Raw genomic sequence first — 24,157 nt, 5'->3', positions numbered from 1 at the left:
CGGATCAGCCCAGGTGCGTGCGGACCTCGGCGGCGGCCTCGTCGCCGTACGCCTTGGTGAAGCGGTCCATGAAGTGGGTGCGGCGCAGGGTGTACTCCTGGGTGCCGACCGTCTCGATGACCAGGGTGGCCAGCATGCAGCCGACCTGGGCGGCGCGCTCCAGGCCGACGCCCCAGGCGAGACCGGAGAGGAAACCGGCCCGGAAGGCGTCGCCCACGCCGGTCGGGTCGGCCTTGATCTCCTCCTCCGGGCAGCCGACCTCGATCGGCTCCTGGCCGGCGCGCTCGATGCGCACGCCACGGGCGCCGAGGGTGGTGACCCGGTGGCCGACCTTGGCCAGGATCTCCTCGTCGGTCCAGCCGGTCTTGGACTCGATGAGCCCCTTCTCGTACTCGTTGGAGAAGAGGTACGTGGCGCCGTCCAGGAGGATCCGGATCTCGTCGCCGTCCATCCGCGCGATCTGCTGCGAGAAGTCCGCGGCGAACGGGATGCCGCGGGAGCGGCACTCCTCGGTGTGGCGGAGCATCCCCTCGGGGTCGTCGGCGCCGATCGAGACCAGGTCGAGGCCGCCGACCCGGTCGGCGACGGCCTTCAGCTCGATGAGCCGGGCCTCGCTCATCGCACCGGTGTAGAAGGAACCGATCTGGTTGTGGTCGGCATCCGTCGTGCAGACGAAGCGGGCGGTGTGCAGGACCTCGGAGATCCGGACCGACCCGGTGTCGACGCCGTGGCGGTCGAGCCAGGCGCGGTACTCGTCGAAGTCGGAGCCGGCGGCACCGACCAGGATCGGCTCCGTGCCCAGCAGGCCCATGCCGAAGCAGATGTTGGCGGCGACACCGCCCCGGCGCACATCGAGGTTGTCGACCAGGAAGGAGAGCGAGACCGTGTGCAGCTGATCCGCGACCAGCTGGTCGGCGAAACGGCCGGGGAAGGTCATGAGGTGATCGGTGGCGATGGAGCCGGTGACTGCGATTCGCACGGGGAGACTGCTCCTGCGGAGATCGGGGGGAACGGGTGACTGTGTTCCCGGGGCGGCGTGACAGTTCACGCTACCGGTTCCCCGGACCTGCCCTGAAGGGGGAAAAACTACCCGATAGTAGGGCTTTCTTCCTGTGGCCTGCGGTGCCTACGGTGCGGTTATGTCGAACCACATCGCCACGCGCGAGTCCGAGATCAGCCTGGCCGAGCTGCGCGGTGACTGCGCGCGGATGGCTCCGCACTGGGTGGCCCACCCGAAGTCTGCCCCCGTTCCGGTCGCGCCGTCCCGGATTCACGGGGTCACCGTGCCCGCCGCCTCCGCCCGGCTGATCGACGCCATGTCCGACTACGGCGACTGAGAGGCGCCGAAGACCGGTACCGATCGCGCCTGACGCCCCGCGCGGGAAACCTGCGGGAACCGTGCGCGCCGCTGCCCCGTCCCATCGTTGTCCCCGATCCGGGGGCGGACGACAGGCCGGGCGACGGCATGTGACGGCAATGCAGGCGAAGGAGCGATCCGGTGAGCACCGAGCGACCCGACAACGACGTGACCGGCCCCCGGCGGCGTTCGCCGCTCGCCGTGGCCTCGGTGGCGGCAGCCGTACTGCTGGCCGGTGGCGGTGGCGCGTACTGGGCGGCTACCGCGGCCGACGGCGACGGCAGGTCCGGCGGCAGCGCGGACGCCGACGGGCGGCGCACCCCGCCCCCGCTGGCCCTGGGCGGGCACGCGGGCACTCCGACGGCGCCCGGGAGTCCCGGAGGCCCCCCACGGGGCATCGCGCCGGGCGAGCCCGATCCGAACGGCGGCCGGGTGGTCTACCGCGCGTCCGGCAAGCTGCCCGAGGGGCCGCGCACGGCCGCCGTGCAGCGCGCGGAGGGGACCGTCTCCGCGGCCGAGGTGGCCCGGCTGGCGAAGGCGCTGGGGCTGGCGGGCACGCCGCAGGCGGAGGAGACGTACTGGAAGGTGGGGTCCGACGGGGACGGTTCGGGCCCGGTCCTGCGGGTGGAGAAGCAGGCTCCGGGCACCTGGAGCTTCACCCGGTACGGCTCCGGCGGTACGGACAACTGCCGGAAAGTGACGGTCTGTTCGGGCGAGCAGCCGACTCCGGGCGGCGGCTCCCCGGTGAGCGAGAGCGCCGCCAGGGCTGCCGCGACACCGGTGCTGAAGGCGGCGGGCCAGGACGACGCCGCGCTGGACACCCGCCAACTCATGGGTTCGGTACGGGTGGTGAACGCCGACCCGAAGGTGGACGGCCTTCCCACATACGGCTGGTCGACCGGGATCCAGGTGGGCCCGGACGGTGAAGTGGTCGGCGGCAGCGGGCAGTTGAAGGGCCTGGCGAAGGGCGACAGCTATCCGGTGATCGGCGCGGCCGAGGCACTGGAGCAGCTGAACGGTTCGGCGCCCGGCACGGGTGCGCGCGCGGACATCGGCGGATGCGCCGCCCCCGTACCACTGGACGAAGGCCGAAAGACGCCGAAGGCCCACTGCGGGGCGCGGACCGGGGCGGAGCGGCCGACGACGACCGTGACGGTCGAGAAGGCGGTGTTCGGCCTGGCGACGCAGTACGTGGCGGGCAAGCAGACGCTCGTACCGTCCTGGCTGTTCTCGGTGCGGCCGGCCGCCGGCGGCCTGGGCACCACGGTGTCGCAGGTCGCCGTGGCCCCGTCGTACCTGGCGAAGGACGCACCCGCGACGACCGCCCCCGTACCGGCCCCGACGCCTTCCCCGGGGAGCGCGGAGAAGTCCCGGCAGTCGCTGTCGTACAGCGCCGACGGGCGGACCCTTTCGGTGACGTTCTGGGGCGGGGTGTGCAGTACGTACACCGCGAGCGCGACCGAGAGCCCGGACCGGGTGACCGTGAGGGTGACGGAGTCGAAGCAGCCCGGGAAGAAGGTCTGCATCATGATCGCCAAGGAGCTGACCCGGAAGGTGACGCTCGACACGCCGCTCGACGGCCGGAGGGTGGTCGACGCGGTGTCGGGCGCCGACGTGCCCCGCGGCTGAGCGCCGGACCCTCGGACACGACGACGGCGGCGGTCCCGGAATCCGGGGCCGCCGCCGTTGTGCCGTTCCGCGCGACGCCCTCGGGCGTGCGCGCCGCCTTCAGGACTCAGCTGAAGGAGTCACCGCAGGCGCAGGAGCCCGTGGCGTTGGGGTTGTCGATCGTGAAGCCCTGCTTCTCGATGGTGTCGACGAAGTCGATGGAGGCGCCGCCCAGGTACGGAGCGCTCATCCGGTCGGTGACGACCTTGACGCCGTCGAAGTCCTTCACGACGTCACCGTCGAGCGAACGCTCGTCGAAGAAGAGCTGGTAGCGCAGGCCCGAGCAGCCGCCGGGCTGGACGGCGACGCGCAGCGCCAGGTCGTCACGGCCTTCCTGCTCCAGCAGGCCCTTGACCTTGGCTGCGGCGGCGTCGGACAGGAGGATGCCGTCGCTCACGGTGGTGGTCTCGTCCGATACGGACATCTGCTTCTCTCCCGGGTTGTACGGAGACTGCTTGCCGACGTTGCAACCGTCGGGACCGCGGATTCATTCCGGGCCGAGCGCTTGCCTGTTCCAATCATGCTCGCACACCGGTCGGCCGGGGGGATGCGTCACATCGACACTATGGCCATCGTCAAAGTGACGTGAACCGGATATGATAGATAGCGTCAATTAGACGAAAAGGCTTTCGCAGAAGCTTTCAGCAGAGAAGAAAGGGTGCGTGACGTGACCACGGCCCACCCCGTCCAGGATCTCGACGTCCAGCCGACGCCCCTCGCCCTGCTCCTGCTCGGCCGTGAGGCCGACCCGAGGAGCGAGCGCGGCGTCGAGTGCCCCGGCGACCTGCCATCCCCGTCCGACCCGGACCTGGTGGAGCGTGCCCGTGCGGCCAAGGCGAAGCTCGGGGACAAGGTGTTCGTCCTCGGCCACCACTACCAGCGCGACGAGGTCATCCAGTTCGCCGATGTCACCGGCGACTCGTTCAAGCTCGCCCGGGACGCGGCCGCGCGGCCGGAGGCCGAGTACATCGTCTTCTGCGGCGTGCACTTCATGGCCGAGTCCGCGGACATCCTGACCACCGAGGACCAGAAGGTCGTGCTGCCGGACCTGGCGGCGGGCTGCTCCATGGCCGACATGGCCACCGCCGAGCAGGTCGCCGAGTGCTGGGACGTGCTGACCGAGGCCGGGGTCGCCGAGCAGGTCGTACCCGTCTCGTACATGAACTCCTCCGCCGACATCAAGGCCTTCACCGGGCGGCACGGCGGCACGATCTGCACCTCGTCCAACGCGAAGCGGGCGCTGGAGTGGGCCTTCGAGCAGGGGGAGCCCTCGGCAGCCAAGGTCCTCTTCCTGCCCGACCAGCACCTGGGCCGGAACACCGCGGTCCGGGACATGGGGATGTCGCTGGAGGACTGCGTCCTCTACAACCCGCACAAGCCGGGCGGCGGCCTGACCGCCGAGGAACTGCGCAACGCGAAGATGATCCTGTGGCGCGGGCACTGCTCGGTGCACGGCCGCTTCTCGGTGGAGTCCGTCAATGACGTCCGCGAGCGGATACCGGGCGTCAACGTCCTGGTGCACCCCGAGTGCAAGCACGAGGTCGTGGCGGCGGCGGACTACGTCGGCTCGACGGAGTACATCATCAAGGCCCTGGAGGCGGCCCCGGCCGGCTCGAAGTGGGCGATCGGCACCGAGCTGAACCTGGTGCGCCGCCTGGCGAACCGGTTCGCGGCCGAGGACAAGGAGATCGTCTTCCTCGACAAGACGGTCTGCTTCTGCTCGACGATGAACCGCATCGACCTGCCGCATCTGGTGTGGGCGCTGGAGTCGCTGGCCGAGGGCAACCTGGTCAACCGGATCGAGGTCGACCCGGAGACGGAGAAGTACGCCAAGCTCGCGCTGGAGCGGATGCTGGCGCTGCCGTAGGAACCCCGGCATACAGGAAGGCCCCGGTTACCTCGGTGCCGGGGTCTTCCGCTCGCGTACGGGCACAAAACGCCCCCAAGGGCCGCTTTCCTCCATATGGCACTCGAACAGCCCTCTCCGTAATTACGCTGCTTCATCCACGGCAGCAGCGCACATTCACGGGGCACGGCGCCACATGACGTCTCGCACGTCTCGATGTCGAGCAGAGCGTCTTCCTGCTGGACTGTCCCGATCCCCAGGCCTCGATCGGCGTACGCGGGCTCGTGGCCTTCCTCGATGGGGACTCCGCGCCGGACAGCGGCGGCGCGGACCCCGTGACCGTACGGGCCCGGCGGGCGCTTCGCGCCTTCCGCGACATCGACGCCGTACGCACCGCGTGGGAAGAAGAGACCTTCGCCCCCGCACCGGCCTGGCTCGCCCTGTCACCGGAGACGCTGGACCTCGTCAGTTCCTGGATGTTCGCGGCCAACTGGCCCCAGCCACGCGATGTCTGGTCCCGTAATGCGGAAGTGCTCAAGCGCGAGGAGACAGCGACAGCCCTCGAAGAACTGGCACTCCTGGACCCCCGCACCGCATAACAGCACGCCGCGCTCCGCGAGGCCGTCCTCGCCCACGGCGTGACCGCCGCCTACGATCCGCTGATCCTCGCGGAACAGATGGCGGAGTGGGTGGACTGCGCCACCTGGGCGGAGTCACGGGCCTTCCTCCAGGAGCACCCCCGCATCCTCCAGGCCCAGCCCTCCGAGGCCACCCCGCTCGCGCACGTCGCCCTCCTCGATGTCACCCGCACCGAAGGACTGGACGCCGCGTACCGCCTCGTCGAGGACCGCGACGCCCTCCAGGCGTACGTGGAAAGGGCGTTGGCGGCCGGGGACGGCAACGCGCTGCTGCACGCGGCAGCCGTCGAGGGGCAGGTCTTCGACGACAGGCTGTCCTCCCTCACCCACGCCCAGGCGGGCATGGTGCTCGACGGAGCCGTCGAGGGTGTCGAACCGGACGAGCTGGCCACGCTCCTCCCCGCGCACCCGAGGAGACCCGTGCCCGGCTGCTGAGGGAGATCCTCGCCCTCAGCGTCCGGCACGCCCACCCGCACGGCGAGACGTGGCTCCGGATCGTCCAGGCTCTCAGCGGGGCCGCCCGACGCTGACCGCCCGGCCTCCTCAGCCTGCGTTCCCGCCGCTCGCCAACCGCCCGCCCCGGCTCTCCGCGATCCGCAGGGTGTCCCCCAGCGACTCGGCGAGCCGGGTGCCCGCGAACCGTAGCTCCTGCTCCCCCACCACGGTCTCCGCCAACAGCTCCCGGGCCTGATCCAGTACGTACTCGGCCGAGGCGATCATGTCGGCCTCCAGTTCGTCGGCCATCCGGGAGAGGCGGCTGTCCGGGTCCGCCGCGCTCAGCCAGCACGGGCCGCCGCGCTCGTTGGTCCACGGGAGCAATCGCAGGGCCCGGCCCTGTCCGTCGAACATCATGTCGGTCGCTACCTCCGGAGCAGGCCCTCTGGCGCACCGCACGAGAGGGTGGTTACGGTGTGTGCCGCAATCGTCGCCCTGAGGAATCTCGACCCAACAGGGCGCCGCTGTCCCGGCCTTGGGAACGGGACACACGAAAGGCACGCACCGTGACGTTCAAGCCCCAGCCGCTCACCCCTTATCTGTCCGCCCGCCACTACTTCGGCTCCGAGCAGCGCCGCCACCGCGAGCGGGCGGGCCTGTCGCTCGTGCAGCTCGCGGGCATCGTGAACTCCAGCAAGAGCACGCTGGCCCGGATCGAGACGGCCGACCTGATGCCGCCGCCGGACATTCCCAGCAGGCTGGACATGGCCTTCGGGACGGATGACCACTTCCACGGGCTCTACGAGCTCGCCCGGCGCGAGATCCACCCCGACCAGTACCAGCGGTACATGGACTTCGAGTTCCGGTCCGAGGTGATAGAGCAGTACGGCGCGCAGGCACTGCCGGGGCTGTTCCAGATCGAGGAGTACGCGCGGGGGTTGCTCAGCTGCCAGGAGGATCTGAGCGCCGAACAGGTCGATGAACGCGTTGCCGCGCGCATGTCGCGGCAGGAGCGGCAGCGTTCGGAGAATCCGCCGCTCCGGTGGGCGATCGTCGACGAGGCCGTGCTGCGTCGGCAAGTAGGCAGTCCGGCCTGCATGCGTGAGCAACTGGCTTCGCTGCTGGAGCAGGTGGATACTCCGAACAGTAAAGTTCAGGTGATGCCGTTCAGTGCGGGGCCGCACTCGCTGCTGGGTGGCGCGCTGACTCTGCTGGCCCTGCCCGACGGCACTTCGGTGGCGTACGAGGAGGGCATTCAGGCCGGTCATCTCTACGAGGATCCGGCCGCGGTGAAGAAGTGGCGGCGGCAGTACGAGGTACTGCGCGCCAACTCCCTCTCCTTGGCCGAGTCGGCGGAACTGATCCGGACCGCGATGGAGGGCTACCGACCATGACCCACTCCCCCGAGCTGAGCACCGCCCACTGGCGCCGCAGCAGCTACAGCAACACCAACGGGGGCGAATGCGTCGAGATCAGCGACGACTTCCCCGGCATCGTCCCCGTACGCGACAGCAAGAACCCCGCCGGTCCGGCGCTCGTCGTCCAGGCCGCGGCCTGGGGCGCGTTCGTCTCCTCCCTCAAGTAGCAGCGCTCAAGCAGCAGCAGCGCTCAAGCAGCAAGCGGAAACCCGAAGGGGCCTGTCCCACACGCTCGTGTGGGACAGGCCCCTCGTCATGCCAGGCGGGTCAGGCCTTCGCGGGCTCCGGCTCCTCGGAGGGGGTCTCCGCGGACTCGGCCGGCGCCTCGACGCCCGCCTTCTTCGCCCGCTTGAGCGCCTTCTTCTTCGCGCGGCGTTCCTTGAAGAGCTCCACCATCGTGTACAGCGTCGGCACCAGGAGCAGAGTCAGCAGCGTCGAGGTGACCAGGCCGCCGATCACGACCACCGCGAGCGGCTGCGAGATGAAGCCGCCCTCGCCGGTGACGCCGAGCGCCATCGGGAGCAGGGCGAAGATCGTCGCGAGTGCCGTCATCAGGATCGGGCGGAGCCGGTGGCGGCCGCCCTCGATGACCGCTTCGCCGACGCCCATGCCCTGGGTCCGGTACTGGTTGATCAGGTCGATCAGCACGATCGCGTTCGTGACCACGATGCCGATCAGCATCAGCATGCCGATCATCGCCGGGACACCCATCGGGGTGCCGGTGATGACGAGCAGGCCGATCGCGCCGGTCGCCGCGAACGGGATGGAGACCAGCAGGATCAGCGGCTGGATGAGCGACCGGAAGGTCGCGACCAGCAGCATGAAGACGATCGCGATGGCCGCGAGCATGGCCAGGCCCAGCTTCACGAACGCGTCGTCCTGGTCCTGGGAGACACCGCCGATGGTGGCGGTGGCGCCGTCCGGGAGCTTCAGTGCGTTGATCTTCGTCTGAAGCGCGGTGCTGACCGCACCGGTGTTGTCACCGGTGGGCTTGGCGGTGACGGTCGCGGCGCGCTGGCCGTCGATCCGGGTCATCGAGACCGGTCCGGGGACCAGTTCGACGTCGGCGATCTGTCCGAGCTTCACCGGGCCGAGGGGGAGGTTCTTCAGCTCGGCCATCGTGGTGGCCGGGTGGGCGGACCTGATGACGACGTCCCGCTCGGTGTCGTCCATGATCGCCTTGCCGGACGGGGTGCCGCGCACCGCTCCGGCGACGGCCGCGCCGAGCGTGGTCTGGTTGTATCCGGCCTCCGCGGCCTTGGCGTTGGCCGTGACCGAGATCCGCGGGATGCTCTGCGCGAGGTCGCTCTGGACGTCGGTGACGTCCTTGAGCTTGGCCACCTCGGCCCGTACCTCTTCGGACGCCTTCCTCAGCACGTCCGCGTCGGCGGCCTTGACCACGACGCTGAGGTCCTGGCTGCCGAAGCCGTCGCCCGCGGAGATGGTGGTGTCACCGATGCCGTCGAGCTTGCCGAGCGCCGCGTCGATGCGCTTCTGCGTGGCGTCGAAGTCGCCCGAGTCCTTCAGGGTGACCTGGTACGAGGCCTGGTTGGAGCCGGTGCCGCCGCCGAAGGCCGCCATGAAGCCGGACGAGCCGACGGTGACCTGGTAGTCCTTGACGCCCTTGTCGTCGGCGAGGAGCTTCTCGACCTTCTTGGACGCCTCGTCGGCGGCCGCCAGGCTGGTGCCGGGGGCCAGCTCCTGCTTGATGGAGAGGACTTCCTGCTCGCCCTGGTCGAAGAAGTTGGTCTTCAGCAGCGGGGCCATGCCGAAGGTGCCGAAGAGCACGGCGACGGCGATGACGATGCTGGTGATACGGCGTCGGGTGGCGAAGCGCAGCACCCGGCCATAGAGCAGCTGGAGCCGGCTGCGGGCTTCCTTCTCCTCGGCCTTGCGACGGGCCTCGTCCGGGTTCTCCGCGGCGCCCTTCGGGGCGCGCAGGAACCAGTACGACAGAACGGGGACGACGGTCAGCGAGACCAGCAGGGACGCCAGCAGGGCCGCGGTGACGGTCAGCGAGAAGGAGCCGAAGAGCTCGCCGACCATGCCGCCGACGAGACCGATCGGCAGGAAGACGGCGACCGTGGTGAGGGTCGAGGAGGTGACCGCGCCGGCCACTTCCTTCACCGCGGTGATGATCGCCGACTGACGCTCCTCGCCGTAGCCGAGGTGACGCTTGATGTTCTCCAGGACCACGATCGAGTCGTCGACGACGCGGCCGATCGCGATGGTCAGCGCGCCCAGCGTGAGCATGTTGAGCGAGAGGTCACGGGTCCAGAGCACGATCAGCGCGAGGACCACGGAGAGCGGGATGGAGACCGCGGTGACCAGGGTCGAGCGCAGCGACGCGAGGAAGACCAGGATCACGATGACGGCGAAGAGCAGACCGAGCGCGCCCTCGGTGGTCAGACCGGAGATCGCCTTGGAGACGGCGGGGCCCTGGTCCGAGACGACGGTCAGTTCGGCGCCGGCGCCGAGGTCCTTGCGGAGGTCGGGGAGCTTGTCCTTGACCGCGTCCGAGATGGCGACGGCGCTGCCGTCCTTGTCCATCGTGGCCATCACGGCGAGGCTCGGCTTGCCGTTCGTACGGGTGATGGAGACCGCGGTGGACGGCTCCTGCTTCACCGTGGCGATGTCACCGACGCGGACCGGCGTGCCGGGCTTGCCCGTTGCCGGGTCCTGACCGGTGACCCGCAGGTCCTTGATCTGCTTCAGGGAGGTGAAGGCGCCGCCGACCTGGACGGTGCGGCTCTTGCCCGACTCGGAGAAGGATCCGGCGGGAACGGTCGCGCCGCCCGCCTGGAGCGCCTGGGAGAGCGTCGTGGCGTTCAGACCGGCGGCGGCGAGCTTCTTGTCGTCGGGGGTGATGGAGACCTGGAGGTCCTGCACACCGTCGATCGAGACCTGGCCGACGCCGCTGATGTCTTCCAGGGCGGGGACGACCGTGCGGTCCAGCTGGTCGGCGAGCGCCTGCTGGTCCTTGTCGGAGGTGACGGCGAGGACGACGGCCGGGATGTCGTCGGTCGAGCCGGCGATGACCTGCGGGTCGACGTCGTCGGGCAGCTGGGCGCGGGCGCGGTTCACCGCCTGCTGGATGTCGGCGACGAGCTGCTTGGTGCCCTCGCTGCCGAAGTCGAAGGACGCCATGATGACGGCGCTGCCCTCGCTGGCGGTCGAGGTGATGCCGGTGACGCCGTCGACGGCCTTGATGGAACTCTCGAGCGGCTCGACGACCTGCTTCTCGACCACATCGGGGGACGCTCCCTGATAGGGGGCGATCACCGACACCATCGGGAGTTCGATGGTGGGCAGCAGCTGCTGCTTGAGCTGCGGGATCGCGATCGCTCCGAATACGAGCGCGACGATCGAGATCAGTCCGATCAGGGCCCGTTGCGCGAGGCTGAATCTGGACAGCCAGGACATGGGTGGGTCTCTCTTCTGTGGCTTACGCGGCAGGTGGGCGGGTCACTCGGGGACAGACCCGGCCCAGATACACGATGTCCTACGGGCAAGGGCGAAAGCGTCGGCCCCAGGTCGCTTTCTTATGCCGCGCATACCGCAGGTGGAGTACGCCGTATCTCCACCCGTCACTCCACCCTGGGGCGCACCAGGCCGGATTCGTAGGCAGTTACCACCAATTGGGCCCGGTCCCTGGCGCCCAGTTTCGCCATCGCCCGGTTCACATGGGTCTTGACGGTGAGCGGGCTGACGACGAGCCGTTCGGCGATCTCGTCGTTGGAGTGGCCCCCGGCGACCAGGACGAGCACCTCGCGCTCACGGCCGGTGAGCGCGGCGAGCCGCTCGGAGTACTCCGCGGCGCTCGGCCCGTCGCCCTCCGAACTGCCGCCCTGCGCGAGGAAGGTGGCGATCAGGCCCTTGGTCGCGGCCGGTGAGAGCAGCGCCTCGCCGCCCGCGGCGATGCGGATGGCGTTGAGCAGTTCCTCCGGTTCCGCCCCTTTGCCGAGGAAGCCGGACGCCCCGGCCCGCAGCGACTGCACCACGTACTCGTCCACCTCGAAGGTGGTGAGCATGACGACCCGTACGTCGGCCAGTTCCGGATCGGCGCTGATCATGCGGGTCGCGGTGAGTCCGTCCGTACCGGGCATCCGGATGTCCATCAGCACCACGTCGGCGCGGGTCGAGCGGGCGAGCTCCACGGCCTGCGCGCCGTCCGCCGCCTCGCCGACCACCTCCATGTCGGCCTCCGAGTCGACCAGCACCCGGAACGCGCTGCGCAGCAGCGCCTGGTCGTCGACGAGCAGCACCTTGATGGGCGGCGTCATGCGTCTTCCCCCGTCCGGCCCGCCGCGCCCGGCTTCCCGGACTCCGCCGTGCGGGCCTCGACGGGCAGGATCGCATGTACCCGGAATCCGCCGCCGTAGCGGGGCCCTGCGGTGAGGGTGCCGCCGAGCGCGGTGACGCGTTCGCGCATCCCGAGCAGGCCGTGACCACCGCCGTCGCCGTCGCAGCCCCCGCCGGAGCCGTTGTCGATCACCGTGATCTCGGCCGTGGACCCGACCCGTACGACGCTCACCTCGGCCTTCGCCCCGGGGCCCGCGTGCTTGCGGACATTGGTCAGCGCCTCCTGGATGACCCGGTACGCGGCCAGGTCTACGGCCGCGGGCAGCGGGGGCCGCCGGTCGGTGCAGGCCACCTCGACGGGGAGCCCGGCCCGGCGGACGGTGTCGACCAGGGCGTCGAGGACGGCGAGCCCGGGGGCGGGTTCGGTCGGCGCCGCCGGGTCGCCGGACTGGCGCAACAGCCCGACGGTGGCGCGCAGTTCGTCGAGCGCGGAGCGGCTGGCCTCCCGGACGTGGGCCAGCGCCTCCTTGGCCTGGTCGGGGCGCCTGTCCATGACGTGGGCGGCCACCCCGGCCTGCACGTTGACCAGGGCGATGTGGTGGGCGACGACATCGTGGAGATCGCGGGCGATCCGCAGCCGCTCCTCGGCGACCCGCCGCCGGGCCTCCTCGTCGCGGGTGCGTTCGGCCCGTTCGGCCCGTTCCCTGATCGCGTCGACGAAGGCGCGCCTGGAGCGGACGGCGTCCCCCGCGGCGCCGGCCAGGCCGGTCCAGGCGAAGACACCGAAGTTCTCCTGGCTGTACCAGGGCGCCGGGCCGAAGAGCATCGCCGCGGCCGTCAGCGCGGCCACCGTCAGCAGACCGACCCGCCAGGTGGTGGGCCGGTCGGTGCGGGCGGCGACGGTGAACAGCGCGATGACGGTGCTCATGACCACGGGCGCGGGCGGATCGGACCCCACCACCAGCTCGATGACCGTCAGCCCGGCGGTGACCGCGAGCACCGCCAGGGGATTGCGCCGCCGCCAGATGAGCGCCACGGCACCGGACACCATCAGCAGCAGGCTGCTCACCGCGGGCGCGCGGGTGCCGAAGGTGCGCCCCTCCCCCGCACCCGAATGGGCGAACGACCCGATGAGCATGGCCATCAGCACGGTCAGGGCCAGCGCGGCGTCCAGCGCGAGGGGATGGTCGCGCAGCCAGTGCCGGACGCGCAGGACCCCGGTTCCGAGGGTGGTCACGTCAAGCTACGTTACGGCGTGTCGCGCGGGAATCGGACCGGGTCCCGCGCGGAGCACACCGGAGAACGGCGGGCCGGGCCCCGCGAGCCCTGTGCGATCCGAACGGAAGGCCCTGGCACGGCCGTGCCCCGTGTCCGGCGGACCGGACACGGGGCACGGGTTCGTGCGGGTGCTGGAGAGACGACCGGCGTCAGCCGGGAATCAGACCGTCGTCGCGGAGCATGGCGCGCACCTCTTCGAGGGTCGCGTCGGACGACGGCAGGATCAGCTCGGACGGCTCCAGGGAGTCGTCCGGCAACGCTGTACCGAGCTCGCGCACCCTGGCCAGGAGCGCGTGGAGAGTGGCACGGAAGCCGGGTCCGTCACCGCTCTCCATCTCGGCGAGCAGTTCGTCGTCGAGCCCGTCGAGCTCGGCGAGATGACTATCGGCCAGTGCGACCTGGCCCTCCCCCATGATCCGTACGATCATGACGCCGCCTCAACTCTTGTCGAACCTGTGCGGGGACTGCGACGACTGCTGCTGGGCGGCATCCTGCGGGCCGCCCTCGATCGCCTGCTGCGGGGTGGAGCCGCCGGCCAGCTCGGCCTTCATGCGCTGCAGCTCCAGCTCCACATCCGTACCACCGGAGATCCGGTCCAGCTCGGCGGCGATGTCGTCCTTGGCCGTACCGGTCGGGTCGTCCAGGGCTCCGGAAGCGAGCAGCTCGTCGATCGCGCCGGCTCGGGCCTGCAGCTGCTGGGTCTTGTCCTCGGCCCGCTGGATCGCCAGGCCGACATCGCCCATCTCCTCGGAGATCCCGGAGAAGGCCTCGCCGATCCGGGTCTGCGCCTGGGCGGCGGTGTAGGTGGCCTTGATGGTCTCCTTCTTCGTGCGGAAGGCATCGACCTTGGCCTGCAGCCGCTGAGCCGCGAGAGTGAGCTTCTCCTCCTCGCCCTGCAGCGTGGTGTGCTGCGTCTCCAGGTCGGTGACCTGCTGCTGGAGTGCGGCGCGCCGGGACAGCGCCTCGCGGGCCAGGTCCTCGCGGCCGAGCGCGAGTGCCTTGCGGCCCTGGTCCTCCAGCTTGGACGACTGTCCCTGCAGCTGGTTCAGCTGCAGCTCCAGCCGCTTGCGCGAGGTCGCCACATCGGCGACACCGCGACGTACCTTCTGAAGCAGTTCGAGCTGCTTCTGGTACGAGTAATCGAGGGTCTCGCGCGGATCCTCGGCCCGGTCAAGGGCCTTGTTTGCCTTCGCGCGGAAGATCATCCCCATACGCTTCATGACACCGCTCATGGGCTTCGCGCGCCCCCTTCTGACGGACTGAGCTCCAGCACTCCAACAGAACCCACAGTACGGGCCCTGCCTCTATTACCGCACTGTTCGAGCACGGATGTGCTCCTACCCAAGGACGACTGCACCAGGTCACCACTCCGGCCCAAGGAGTAGGCGGAGGTCAGGGAGACCCGGTGCCGCCGAACGTACCGGACGGGCCGGTACACCAGCGAGGACGCGGGCCGTTGCCGGATCGTTCCCGACCGGCCTGGGGTCGGGGCGATCGAACCCGTACCCTTGGGCCTTGTGTTCCGTAGCCGTTCGAAGGAAGAGAAGGCGCCCACCGGCAAGGTGACGGCGGACCTCTCCACGCAGCCCCGCGACCCGCAGGCCCCCAAAGGTCGCCCCACCCCCAAGCGCAGCGATGCCCAGTCGCAGCGCCGTCGCGCCTCCAGTGGCGCGCCGCTCGACCGCAAGGAGGCCATGAAGCGGCAGCGCGAAGCGCGCCGTGTGGACATGGCCAAGCAGCGTGAGGCGCTCGCCAGTGGCGACGAGCGCTATCTGCCGGCTCGCGACAAGGGCCCGGTGCGGCGCTTCGTCCGCGACTACGTGGACTCGCGTTTCTGCATCGCGGAGTTCTTCCTGCCGCTCGCCGTGATCATTCTGATCCTCAGCGTGATCCAGGTGCAGAACATCCAGAACATCTCGCTGCTGCTCTGGCTCATCGTGATCGTGCTGATCGTGATCGACTCGATCGGTCTCGCGTTCCGCCTGAAGAAGCAGCTCAACGCGCGCTTCCCCGATACGCCCAAGCGTGGCGCGGTCGCCTACGGCCTGATGCGCACGCTTCAGATGCGTCGCCTCCGGCTGCCGAAGCCGCAGGTCAAGCGGGGAGAGCGACCCTGAGTACGCACGTCTCCGGCTCGACCGGCGGTCCGTCCGCCGGTCGGCCGGACGATGCCGTTCCCGTCGCCGGATTCTCCGGAGCCTCCTCGGTGTGGCTGAAGGGGCTCGGCGGGCTGCGCAACACCGTCCGCCAGGAGCTGGTGGCCCGGCAGCTCGACGAGCAGATAGCGGCGCGCTTCCCGGTCGGACAGCGGCTGCGCGTGCTCGACGTGGGCATGGGCCAGGGCACCCAGGCGCTCCGCCTGGCGCGGGCCGGTCACACGGTGACCGGCCTGGAGTCCGATGCCGAGATGCTGCGGGTGGCCAAGGAGGCGCTCGGCAGTGAACCCGCGGGCATCCGCGAGCGGGTCCGGCTGATCGAGGGCAACGGCCTGGACACCGGGGTGCACTTCCTGCCCGGCAGCTTCGACGTGGTGCTCTGTCACGGCGTGCTGATGTACGTCCGGGAGCCGGACGCGATGCTGGCGGGCCTGGCCCGGATGCTGGCCCCGGGCGGACTGCTGTCGCTGCTCGTACGGAACGCGGACGCGTTGGCGATGCGCCCCGGGACCGCCGGGGACTGGAGCGCGACGCTGACCGCCTTCGACACGGACACGTACACCAACCGGCTGGGCCTCACGGTGCGGGCCGACCGGCTGGACGCCCTGACGTCCACGCTCGCCGGGATCGCGGCGCCCCTGCACGCCTGGTACGGGGTACGCGTCTTCACGGACAACGTGAGCAACGACGTGGAGCTGCCGGCCGCCGCCGAACTGGAGCAGGTGCTGGCCGCGGAGGACCGTGCCGGGCGGACGGATCCCTACCGCCGGGTGGCCGCACTGCTGCATCTGTGCGGAGTGCGGGGCTGAGCGGACGCGGGAGCGGGTCGCCGGGACAGTCCGGCGACGCGCCCCGCCCGGCCGAACCCGACAGGCCGAGAGCGGCGCAAAAAGCAATAATCCGGACATGGATGCATCCCACTCCCGCGGCCGTGCCCGCCGGCTGCTGCCCCTGATCGCAAGTGTCTGTGCGCTCGCCCTGGTGAGCGGCTGCTCGGACGCGGCCTCCGAATCGCCGACGGCCGAACCCAGCAGGTCGGCCTCCGCCACCCGGACCGCCGGTGACCTGCAGAGCGACTACCAGACCGTGATCAAGAACGTGCTGCCGTCCGTGGTGCAGATCGAGGCCTCCGAGAGCCTGGGCTCCGGCATCGTCTACGACACCAAGGGCCATATCGTCACCAACGCCCATGTGGTCGGCAACAGCAAGACGTTCAAGGTCACCGTCGCCACCGGCGAGAAGGTGAAGGGCGCCAAGCTGGTGGCCACCTATCCGGAACAGGATCTGGCCGTCATCAAGCTCGACAGCGTGCCGGCCGGGCTGAAACCCGCGACGTTCGGCAACTCGGAGAAGGTCGAGGTGGGGCAGATCGTCCTGGCGATGGGCTCGCCGCTCGGGCTGTCCTCCAGCGTCACCCAGGGCATCGTCTCGGCGCTCGGCCGGACCGTCAGCGAGAGCCGAGCGGGCGGCGGCACCGGCGCGACGATCGCGAACATGGTGCAGACCTCGGCCGCGATCAACCCGGGCAACAGCGGGGGCGCGCTGGTCAATCTGGACAGCGAGGTGATCGGCATCCCGACCCTGGCGGCGACGGACCCGGAGCTGGGCAACAGCGCGGCGCCGGGGATCGGATTCGCGATCCCGGTGTCGATGGTGAAGACGGTCGCCGATCAGATCATCAAGAGCGGCAAGGTCACCGACTCGGGCCGGGCGGCCCTGAACATCACCGGACGCACGGTCGTCGACGACAACTACCAGCCGATCGGGGTGGCACTGGTCAGCGTGACCAAGGACGGCGCCGCGGAGAAGGCGGGGCTGCGGGCCGGTGACATCATCACCGGGATCGACGGTCAGCCGGTCCCGACGATCACCGCCCTGTCGGAGGCGCTGGCCTCGGACAAACCGGGCCAGAAGGTCGAGGTGACCTATCTGCGCAACGGTGCGGAGCAGAAGGCGAAGGTCACCCTGGGCGAGATCTGAAACACGCCCTGGCGTCCTCGCGTCGCGCGGGGCGCCGCCGTACGGGCCTGTCTCCCTGCCCGTACGGCGGGGGCCCGTACGGCGGGGCCCCGCCGTACGGGGCGGATCAGCCCTGGTCCGCCTGGAGGCTCATGGGACCGTAGATCTTCGTCGAGTCGTCGAAGAGCGTCACCTGGTCCGCCCCGCCGTCGAGGAGTTCCTTCCAGTACTCACCGATCCAGGACTCCGCGTCGCCCTGGGTGGTGAATTCCTCCGGCTGCAGGGCCGGCTCCGTCTCCGTACCGTCGGACTTCTCGAACCGCCACGTCCACGCCATGTCCGCCTCCTGGGTCACTTTGCTGCCCGCAGCCTAGTGCCTGAGTCCGGTGCGGGGACCGGGCCCGCACCCGTCCGGACGCCCCCAAGTCGCGCACCGCTTGCCCGGACGCGGGAGGATCGGAAGCGTGGAACTGACTCTGCTCGGCACCGGAGCCCCCGACGGGCTGCCGCGGCCCGAATGTCCCTGCGCGGCCTGCGCCGCCGCCCGCGGGGCGCGCTCGCGGGCGTCGACCGCGCTGCTGGTCGACGACGCGCTGCTGCTCGACCTGACTCCGGGGGCCGTGTTCGCCGCGGCCCGTGCGGGGCACTCGCTCACCGGGGTACGGCAGGTGCTGCTCACCCATCCGCACGACGGGCCCGCCGTGGAGCTGCCCGCGGGGCTGCCCCCGGCGGGACGGGTGCCGGACGGGCGGGTGCTGACGCTGATCAGCGGGCACCGGGTGCGGGCGGTGCCGATGGACGCTCCGGGGACGGGGTACGAGGTCACGGGACCGGAGGGCTCGCGGCTGCTGTACATGCCACCGGGGGCCGCCCCCGCCGGTCTCGCGGACCGGATCGCGGAGCCGTACGACATGGTGGTCGGCGATGTGGTGGGGCGGCCGGACGCGGTGGCAAGGCTGCGGGCCGTGGCGGCGATCGGCCCGGCCACCGAGGTCGTGGCCGTCCATCTGGACCATGACGCGCCGCCCGGCGCCGAGCTGGACCGGCGGCTCGCGGCGGCCGGCGCGCGGGCCGTGCCGGACGGCACGACGCTGGTGGTGGGCGAGTACCGCACGGCCCCGGAGGTGCCGCGGCGCACGCTGGTGACGGGCGGGGCCAGGTCGGGCAAGTCGGTGGAGGCCGAGCGGCGCCTGGAGACGTTCCCCGAGGTGGTGTACGTGGCGACCGGTGGCGGCAGGGAGGGGGACGCCGAGTGGGCGGCCCGGATCGGCCTGCACCGGGAGCGCAGACCGGCCGCCTGGCGCACCGAGGAGACCTGTGAGCTGGTGGAGCTGCTGGAGTCGGACGGGCCTCCGCTGCTGATCGACTGCCTGTCGCTGTGGCTGACCGACGCGATGGACCGGGTGGCGGCCTGGGACGACGCGGCATGGGCGGGCGGCGGCGAGGGCGCCCTGCGGGAGCGGACCGCCGAGCTGGTCGCGGCGGTGCGCGGAACGCGTCGTACGGTCGTCGCCGTCACCAACGAGACCGGCTCGGGCGTGGTGCCCGCGACCGCTGCCGGGCGGCGCTTCCGGGACGAGCTGGGCCGGCTGAACGCCGCGTTCGCCGACGAGTGCGAACAGGTGCTGCTGGTGGTGGCCGGGCAGGTACTGACCCTGCGCGGCTGACCGGAGGCAGGGCAAAGATGGGCACGGAAGCAACAGGAGGAGCGGGCATGGCACGTGTGCAACCGATGCTGAGCGGGGTTCCGGAGACCCTGCTGTGGACGCTCTACAACCGGGCGTACGAGGCCGGCCGGCCCTATCCGGTGCTGGACGATCCGGTGGCGCTGCGGCTGCTGGAGGATCTGGACTACCCCTTCGAGGAGCGGTTCGGGCGGCCGAATCCGTTCCACTCGCAAGCCCAGGGACTGCGCTCGCGCTGCTTCGACCTGGCCGTGCAGGAGTATCTCGCCGACCGGCCGCGGGCCACCGTGGTCGCGCTCGGCGACGGTCTGGAGACCGGCTTCTGGCGGGTCGACAACGGCCTGCTGAACTGGCTGAGCGTGGATCTGCCGGAGGTCGCCGAGCTGCGCCGGACGCTGCTGCCCGGCTCGGACCGGCTGCGCACGCTGTCGCGGTCGGCGACCGATCTCTCCTGGCTGGACGAGATCGACGACCCGCAAGGCCGCGGCGTCGTCGTCACGACCCAGGGGCTGCTGATGTATCTGCGCCCCGCGGAGGTCCGGGAGATCCTGGCGGCCTGCGCCGAACGGCTGCCCGGCGGTGTCCTGGTCCTGGACACGATGGCGCGCTGGCTCGCCAGGGGCACGGTGGCCGGCACGTCGAAGGTCGGCGCCATGACCATTCCGCCGATGCGCTGGGCCATGAATCCCGGCGAGCGGCCCAAGCTGCGCGGTGCGCATCCGGCGATCACCGAGGTGCGCGCGCTGCGGCTGCCGCGGGGGCGGGGCGCGATGGGCGAGCTGATCCGGATCCAGTCGCTGCTCCCGGGGCTGCGGACCCTGACGCCCGCGATGACGCAGCTGCGGTTCGGCGGAAGAACCTCGCACTGACCGGGCGTCAGAAATGCGGCGGGTACTGTTCCGCAGTGAGCCCGCCGCCGGGCTCACCGGCCCACTCGACGCATCGACCCGCGAGGCAGACCCCCGTGAATCTGGACGACTTCTCCGACCTGATCGAACGCCCCGACGGCGGCGTACGGCGCGACGCCGAGGAACGCCGGGAGCGCGTGATCGTTCCCGTCGGCTCCCTCGGCCGCCTGGACGAGCTGGGCGAATGGCTCTCGGCCGCGCAGCAGTCCGTACCGGTCAAGGCGATCGAGCAGCCGCGCGTGGTGCTCTTCGCCGGTGATCACGGGGTGGCCGAGCTGGGTGTCTCCGGGCGCGCGGCCGGGACCGCCCACGAGCTGGTGCGGGCCACGCTGGACGGCGCGACACCGCTCGCGGTGCTGGCCCGGCAGTTCTCCGTGCCGGTCCGGATCGTCGACGCCGGCCTGGACTGCGATCCGGAACTGCTGCCCGAGTCGGTGGTACGTCATCGGGTGCGGCGCGGCAGCGGCCGGATCGACATCGAGGACGCGCTGACGGCCGAGGAGGCCGAGCAGGCGGTACGGCTCGGCATGGCCATCGCCGACGAGGAGGCCGATTCGGGCACCGATCTGGTGGTGCTCGGCGATCTGAGCGTGGGCGGGACGACGGCCGCGGCCACGCTGATCGCGGCGCTGTGCGGTACGGACGCCTCGGTGGTCACCGGGCGCGGCGGCGCGGGGATCGACGATCTGGCGTGGATGCGCAAGTGTGCGGCGATCCGGGACGCGCTGCGGCGGGCCCGGCCGGTCCTCGGTGATCAGCTGGAGCTGCTGGCCACGGTGGGCGGTGCGGATCTTTCGGCGACGACCGGGTTCCTGCTCCAGTGCGCGGTGCGCAGGCTGCCGGTGATCCTGGACGGCGTGGTCTCCGCGGCCTGTGCGCTGGTGGGTCAGCGGGCGGCCTTCCGGGCGCCGGACTGGTGGCTGGCGGGTCAGGCGAGCGGCGAGCCGGCGCAGGCCAAGGCACTGGACCGAATGGCGCTCAACCCATTGCTGGACCACGGCGTCATCGTGGGGGAAGGAAGCGGGGCATTGCTCGCACTCCCGCTTGTCCGGGCCGCTGCCGCACTGGCGGCCGAGCTGCCCGAACGCGACCCCGTCGCCGAGGAGAAGGACGGCGCCGACGAGGGAGCCGAGGCAGGCGCCGCCTACGGCGACGCGACCTGAGGCTCACGGACCGGCGGTGCTGCGGCCGTTGAACACCGGCCGCAGCGCAGTCCCTCATGCAGTGCGATGCACCATATGATCGCTTTTCATGGGAGAGGTCCGATTGTCCACCGAGGAATCCGGGCGGGACAGCGTCCGGTCACCGAGCACCGTCCGGTCACGGCGCAGCGCGGCATCCGCCATCTGGTACCTGCGCGTCGTGTCGTTCATCAATTTCCTGAGCGCCGTCTGGGTCACTCTCGGCAATGATCTGCGCCGCCACAACACCGAGAACTACTTCACTCCCTATCTGCTCACCGCGGGCTTCTCCTCCGGGGTGGTCGCGCTCTTCCTGGCAGTCACCATGCGCCGCCGCAAGCGGGCCGCCTGGATCGTGAACATGGTGGTGAGCGGCTTGCTGCTGCTGCTCTTCGCCCTGGTGATCGGGTTCCCGGAGGTCCGGCGGTATCCGCAGAACTGGATCTCGCTTGCGCTGACCGCCGCCTTCGTCCTGGCCCTGATCCTCGGGCGGCGCGAGTTCTACGCGAAGGGTGACCGGTCCAACCCGAAGCTGGCCGCCGTCGTCGCGGTCGGCGGGCTGCTGGTCACCTCGCTGATCGCCGCGGGCCTGGTCACCCTCACCAACACCGCACCCCACGGCTACCGCGCGCCCTTCCTGGACCGCTGGCGCTACGGGGCGCTGAGGCTGGTCTCGGTCGCCGACAACGACGCCACCTTCCCCGGGATCACCACCCCGGGCTGGGTCAACGTCACCATCAACGTGCTCTCCACGCTGCTGCTGATCGCCGTCGTGTACGCGGCGTTCCGGGCCCGCCGGGCCGTCGACCCGATCACTCCCGAGGACGAGGCCCGGCTCCGGGCGCTGCTGGAGAAGCACGGCGAACGCGACTCGCTCGGCTACTTCTCGCTCCGCCGGGAGAAGAGCGTCATCTGGTCCCCCACCGGGAAGGCCGCCGTCACCTACCGGGTGGTGGGTGGGGTCTCGCTCGCCTCCGGTGACCCCATCGGTGACCCGGAGGCCTGGCCCGGGGCGATCGATCCGTGGCTGGTCGAGGCCCGCGAGCACGGCTGGATCCCGGCGGTGATGGGGGTGAGCGAGGAGGGCGGCACCGTCTACGCGCGGCACGGCCTGGACGCCCTGGAGCTGGGCGACGAAGCGATCGTGGAGACCGCCGAGTTCACCCTGGAGGGGCGGGCGATGCGGACCGTCCGCCAGGCGTACAACCGGGTCGGGCGCGCCGGGTACGACGTGACCGTCCGCCGCCATGCGGACATCCCCGAGGAGGAGATGGCCGAACTGGTGCGGCGCGCCGACGACTGGCGCGACGGGGCGACCGAACGCGGCTTCTCGATGGCGCTCGGCCGGCTCGGTGATCCGGCCGACGGGCAGTGCGTGATGCTCGAATGCCGTGACGCCCCGACCGAGGAGGGCGGCGCGCGGGGCGAGTTGCGCGCCGTACTGAGCTTCGTCCCGTGGGGGCCGAACGGCCTCTCGCTGGACCTGATGCGCCGTGACCGGGACGCCGAGAACGGGCTGATGGAGTTCATGGTCATCGAGCTCCTCCAGCGCGCCGAGGAGATCGGGATCACCCAGGTCTCACTGAACTTCGCGATGTTCAGGTCCGTCTTCGAGCGGGGTTCGCGACTCGGTGCCGGACCGGTGCTGAGGCTGTGGCGTTCGATGCTCAGTTTCTTCTCGCGCTGGTGGCAGATCGAATCGCTGTACCGCGCCAACGCGAAGTACCGACCGATCTGGGAGCCACGTTTCATGCTGTTCGAGAAGAGCTCGGACCTGCTGCGCATCGGCGTCGCGGCGGGTCGCGCCGAAGGGTTCCTGGAGGCGCCCGGTCTGCCCAAGTGGCTGCACCGCTCGCACCTCGGGACCGATGGATGAGACCCGTGCGCGCGCTGTGCGGGGCAGCTCGCCACGAGTGGGGTCCGCTGCTGAGGACCGTACGCGGAATGCTCGCCGTCGCACGGCTGCGGGCGATTCCGATGACGGTCGCCGCGGTCTGCCTGACGGCGCTGCTCCAGGTGGTGCAGAACCAGTCGTGGGGCTTCGGGGTGGTGCACGGCCTCGGGGCGGTGCGGGCCGAGGACCCGTTATGGGCGGCCCTGCTGCGTACGCCGTTGTCGCTGTTCGTGCCGGCACTGGATCTGCCGGTCTGGGGAGCGCTGGTGCAGATCCTGATGGTGTTCGGGACCGCCGAGATCTGCCTGGGCCGGTGGCGCACGCTACTGATCGCGTACGTGGCGACGCTGGCCGGGACGCTGTACGCGCGGATCGGTGTCGCGCTCGGCCCGGACGTGCTGTTCGGACTGCCGGTCTCGGACGCCCGGGTCGTCGACACCGGCCCGTCCGCGGCGGTGGTCGGCCTCGCCGTCTATGTCTGCTACGTCTACCGGGCCCGCTTCACCGGGGCGCTGGTGATCGCGGCGATGGTGGTCGAGGTGGTCCTGAAGAACAATCTGGCGGGCAAGGAGCATCTGGTGGCGATCGGCGCGATCCTCGTGCTGTGCGTCCGCACGACCCGTCGACACCAACGCCAGGTTCAGGTCTTGCGTCCGGGGAGCGGCACCCGGTCCGGTGCGCCGCCGATCAGATCCTGAAATCTGCGCCGCGGGCCCGCCCAGCGCACATCGTGGTGGTAGGCGCGCAGCAGCGACCGGGCGCGGGCCCGGTGACGGTTGCGATAGAAGCGCTTCGCCCACATCGACGTCGGCCGGGCCAGCCGGATCGCCCCGATCAGCGCGACGAACGGGACGAGCGTGCCGACGACCGCGAGCCGCGCCTTGCCCTTGAAGAGGGCGATCAGCACGAAGCAGAAGTTGACGACCAGGGTCAGGATCACGCCGAGTCTGCCCTGCTGCTCGTCGCTGCTCAGCTCGTTCACGCCGAGCGGTGAGAATCCGGCCAGCACCAGCAGCACCAGCGCCGCGGTGAGGACCACCACCTCCACGCTCTGGCGGCCCTGCTCGGTCCAGTACACGTCGTCGAGATGGAGGATCAGGGCGAATTCGTCCAGTACCAGCCCCGCGCCCGTGCCGAAGACCACGGCGCAGATCCCCGCGGTGACGCCCTGCCGTCCGCTGGCGACCGCGCCGAAGCCGCCGACGACGCTCAGCACGACGCCGGGGACCACGTGGTGGATGTGCATTCCGCCGGGTGTGATGTTGCGGAACGGGCCCTTGCCCGCCCGGATCATCCGGGTGATGACCCGGGTGATCGCGAAGGTGAGCACGAAGGCGGCCAGGGCGAGGAGCAGCGGCAGCTTTCCCGGCTCGACGATGTTCTGATCGAACCAGTGACCCATGCCACCCACTCCCGATAAGCCGCTTCTGTC

Annotated in this window: 23 protein-coding genes and 1 pseudogene; 14 read left to right on the top strand and 10 right to left on the bottom strand. The window is 70.7% G+C overall.

Annotated elements, in window-relative coordinates:
• Positions 1-4 precede the first annotated feature (4 nt).
• Positions 5-979: a carbohydrate kinase family protein gene (locus tag OG611_RS16305; protein WP_266420288.1), complete on the bottom strand. Its 975-nt coding sequence runs from the start codon at positions 977-979 to the stop codon at positions 5-7.
• A 160-nt stretch (positions 980-1,139) separates the two neighbouring features.
• On the opposite strand from OG611_RS16305, the gene OG611_RS16300 reads away from it, so the two are divergent.
• Positions 1,140-1,337, top strand: a complete 198-nt coding sequence (locus tag OG611_RS16300) for a hypothetical protein (RefSeq protein ID WP_266420286.1) — start codon at positions 1,140-1,142, stop codon at positions 1,335-1,337.
• 161 nt (positions 1,338-1,498) lie between these two features.
• Positions 1,499-2,986 carry a hypothetical protein gene (locus OG611_RS16295; protein ID WP_266420283.1) on the top strand — a complete coding sequence of 496 codons (1,488 nt, stop codon included), beginning with the start codon at positions 1,499-1,501 and terminating at the stop codon, positions 2,984-2,986.
• Positions 2,987-3,092: 106 nt separating this feature from the next.
• Here OG611_RS16295 and OG611_RS16290 read toward each other — a convergent pair whose 3' ends face one another.
• Positions 3,093-3,449: an iron-sulfur cluster assembly accessory protein gene (locus OG611_RS16290; protein WP_030933606.1), complete on the bottom strand. Its 357-nt coding sequence runs from the start codon at positions 3,447-3,449 to the stop codon at positions 3,093-3,095.
• 234 nt (positions 3,450-3,683) lie between these two features.
• Between OG611_RS16290 and nadA the strand changes: the two genes are divergently transcribed.
• Positions 3,684-4,892 carry a quinolinate synthase NadA gene (gene nadA / locus OG611_RS16285; RefSeq protein WP_266420267.1) on the top strand — a complete coding sequence of 403 codons (1,209 nt, stop codon included), beginning with the start codon at positions 3,684-3,686 and terminating at the stop codon, positions 4,890-4,892.
• A gap of 179 nt (positions 4,893-5,071) precedes the next feature.
• Positions 5,072-6,039 (top strand): annotated as a pseudogene (locus tag OG611_RS16280) (hypothetical protein); the annotation flags it as partial.
• A 13-nt stretch (positions 6,040-6,052) separates the two neighbouring features.
• On the opposite strand, the gene OG611_RS16275 reads toward OG611_RS16280, so the two are convergent.
• On the bottom strand, positions 6,053-6,361 hold the full coding sequence (locus OG611_RS16275; RefSeq protein WP_266420265.1) for a hypothetical protein: 309 nt from the start codon (positions 6,359-6,361) through the stop codon (positions 6,053-6,055).
• A gap of 149 nt (positions 6,362-6,510) precedes the next feature.
• Between OG611_RS16275 and OG611_RS16270 the strand changes: the two genes are divergently transcribed.
• Together OG611_RS16270 and OG611_RS16265 are read left to right on the top strand one after the other, a co-directional pair.
• Positions 6,511-7,338, top strand: a complete 828-nt coding sequence (locus OG611_RS16270) for a helix-turn-helix transcriptional regulator (protein WP_266420263.1) — start codon at positions 6,511-6,513, stop codon at positions 7,336-7,338.
• A complete protein-coding gene (locus tag OG611_RS16265; RefSeq protein ID WP_266420260.1) occupies positions 7,335-7,529 on the top strand; it encodes a DUF397 domain-containing protein in 195 nt (64 codons plus the stop codon). The genes OG611_RS16270 and OG611_RS16265 overlap by 4 nt, the downstream gene beginning before the upstream one ends.
• A 100-nt stretch (positions 7,530-7,629) precedes the next feature.
• Here the strand turns inward: OG611_RS16265 and OG611_RS16260 are convergent, their stop codons facing one another.
• The 5 genes from OG611_RS16260 to OG611_RS16240 all read right to left on the bottom strand — a co-directional run bounded on the left by OG611_RS16260 (position 7,630) and on the right by OG611_RS16240 (position 14,162).
• On the bottom strand, positions 7,630-10,785 hold the full coding sequence (locus OG611_RS16260; protein ID WP_266420257.1) for an efflux RND transporter permease subunit: 3,156 nt from the start codon (positions 10,783-10,785) through the stop codon (positions 7,630-7,632).
• A gap of 164 nt (positions 10,786-10,949) precedes the next feature.
• Positions 10,950-11,645, bottom strand: a complete 696-nt coding sequence (locus tag OG611_RS16255) for a response regulator transcription factor (RefSeq protein WP_266420255.1) — start codon at positions 11,643-11,645, stop codon at positions 10,950-10,952.
• Complete coding sequence (locus tag OG611_RS16250; protein WP_266420252.1) at positions 11,642-12,901, bottom strand: sensor histidine kinase; 1,260 nt, start codon at positions 12,899-12,901, stop codon at positions 11,642-11,644. Before OG611_RS16250 ends, OG611_RS16255 begins: the two co-directional genes overlap by 4 nt.
• 190 nt (positions 12,902-13,091) lie before the next feature.
• Positions 13,092-13,370, bottom strand: a complete 279-nt coding sequence (locus tag OG611_RS16245; protein ID WP_124718101.1) for a hypothetical protein — start codon at positions 13,368-13,370, stop codon at positions 13,092-13,094.
• 9 nt (positions 13,371-13,379) lie between these two features.
• Positions 13,380-14,162 carry a PspA/IM30 family protein gene (locus tag OG611_RS16240; RefSeq protein WP_072483677.1) on the bottom strand — a complete coding sequence of 261 codons (783 nt, stop codon included), beginning with the start codon at positions 14,160-14,162 and terminating at the stop codon, positions 13,380-13,382.
• 297 nt (positions 14,163-14,459) lie between these two features.
• Here OG611_RS16240 and OG611_RS16235 point away from each other — a divergent pair, with 297 nt between their 5' ends.
• From OG611_RS16235 to OG611_RS16225, 3 genes are all read left to right on the top strand, one after another.
• Complete coding sequence (locus OG611_RS16235; RefSeq protein ID WP_266420247.1) at positions 14,460-15,059, top strand: DUF3043 domain-containing protein; 600 nt, start codon at positions 14,460-14,462, stop codon at positions 15,057-15,059.
• A gap of 89 nt (positions 15,060-15,148) precedes the next feature.
• Positions 15,149-15,907, top strand: a complete 759-nt coding sequence (locus OG611_RS16230; RefSeq protein ID WP_266420244.1) for a bifunctional 2-polyprenyl-6-hydroxyphenol methylase/3-demethylubiquinol 3-O-methyltransferase UbiG — start codon at positions 15,149-15,151, stop codon at positions 15,905-15,907.
• A gap of 97 nt (positions 15,908-16,004) precedes the next feature.
• The gene (locus OG611_RS16225; protein ID WP_266420241.1) at positions 16,005-17,078 is read left to right on the top strand and encodes a S1C family serine protease; all 1,074 of its coding nucleotides are present in this window, start codon (positions 16,005-16,007) and stop codon (positions 17,076-17,078) included.
• A gap of 106 nt (positions 17,079-17,184) precedes the next feature.
• Here OG611_RS16225 and OG611_RS16220 read toward each other — a convergent pair whose 3' ends face one another.
• Complete coding sequence (locus OG611_RS16220) at positions 17,185-17,394, bottom strand: hypothetical protein (RefSeq protein ID WP_072483289.1); 210 nt, start codon at positions 17,392-17,394, stop codon at positions 17,185-17,187.
• A gap of 127 nt (positions 17,395-17,521) precedes the next feature.
• Here OG611_RS16220 and OG611_RS16215 point away from each other — a divergent pair, with 127 nt between their 5' ends.
• From OG611_RS16215 to OG611_RS16195, 5 genes are all read left to right on the top strand, one after another.
• Entirely contained in the window at positions 17,522-18,724 is a 1,203-nt protein-coding gene (locus OG611_RS16215) for a bifunctional adenosylcobinamide kinase/adenosylcobinamide-phosphate guanylyltransferase (RefSeq protein WP_266420237.1), read from the top strand.
• A 47-nt stretch (positions 18,725-18,771) separates the two neighbouring features.
• Positions 18,772-19,611, top strand: a complete 840-nt coding sequence (locus OG611_RS16210; RefSeq protein ID WP_266420234.1) for a class I SAM-dependent methyltransferase — start codon at positions 18,772-18,774, stop codon at positions 19,609-19,611.
• A gap of 95 nt (positions 19,612-19,706) precedes the next feature.
• On the top strand, positions 19,707-20,813 hold the full coding sequence (cobT, locus tag OG611_RS16205; protein WP_266420231.1) for a nicotinate-nucleotide--dimethylbenzimidazole phosphoribosyltransferase: 1,107 nt from the start codon (positions 19,707-19,709) through the stop codon (positions 20,811-20,813).
• 88 nt (positions 20,814-20,901) lie between these two features.
• On the top strand, positions 20,902-22,707 hold the full coding sequence (locus OG611_RS16200) for a phosphatidylglycerol lysyltransferase domain-containing protein (RefSeq protein ID WP_266420229.1): 1,806 nt from the start codon (positions 20,902-20,904) through the stop codon (positions 22,705-22,707).
• Positions 22,704-23,423, top strand: coding sequence for a hypothetical protein (locus tag OG611_RS16195; protein ID WP_266420226.1), 720 nt, complete (start codon positions 22,704-22,706; stop codon positions 23,421-23,423). The genes OG611_RS16200 and OG611_RS16195 overlap by 4 nt, the downstream gene beginning before the upstream one ends.
• Here OG611_RS16195 and OG611_RS16190 read toward each other — a convergent pair.
• On the bottom strand, positions 23,366-24,127 hold the full coding sequence (locus OG611_RS16190; protein WP_266420224.1) for a hypothetical protein: 762 nt from the start codon (positions 24,125-24,127) through the stop codon (positions 23,366-23,368). The genes OG611_RS16195 and OG611_RS16190 overlap by 58 nt on opposite strands.
• Positions 24,128-24,157 lie beyond the last annotated feature (30 nt).

The sequence above is a fragment of the Streptomyces sp. NBC_01363 genome (genome assembly GCF_026340595.1).
Taxonomy (GTDB): Bacteria; Actinomycetota; Actinomycetes; order Streptomycetales; family Streptomycetaceae; genus Streptomyces.
The sequence above is the reverse complement of the archived record's forward strand: the minus strand, read 5'-3'. Positions and strand labels throughout refer to the sequence as shown.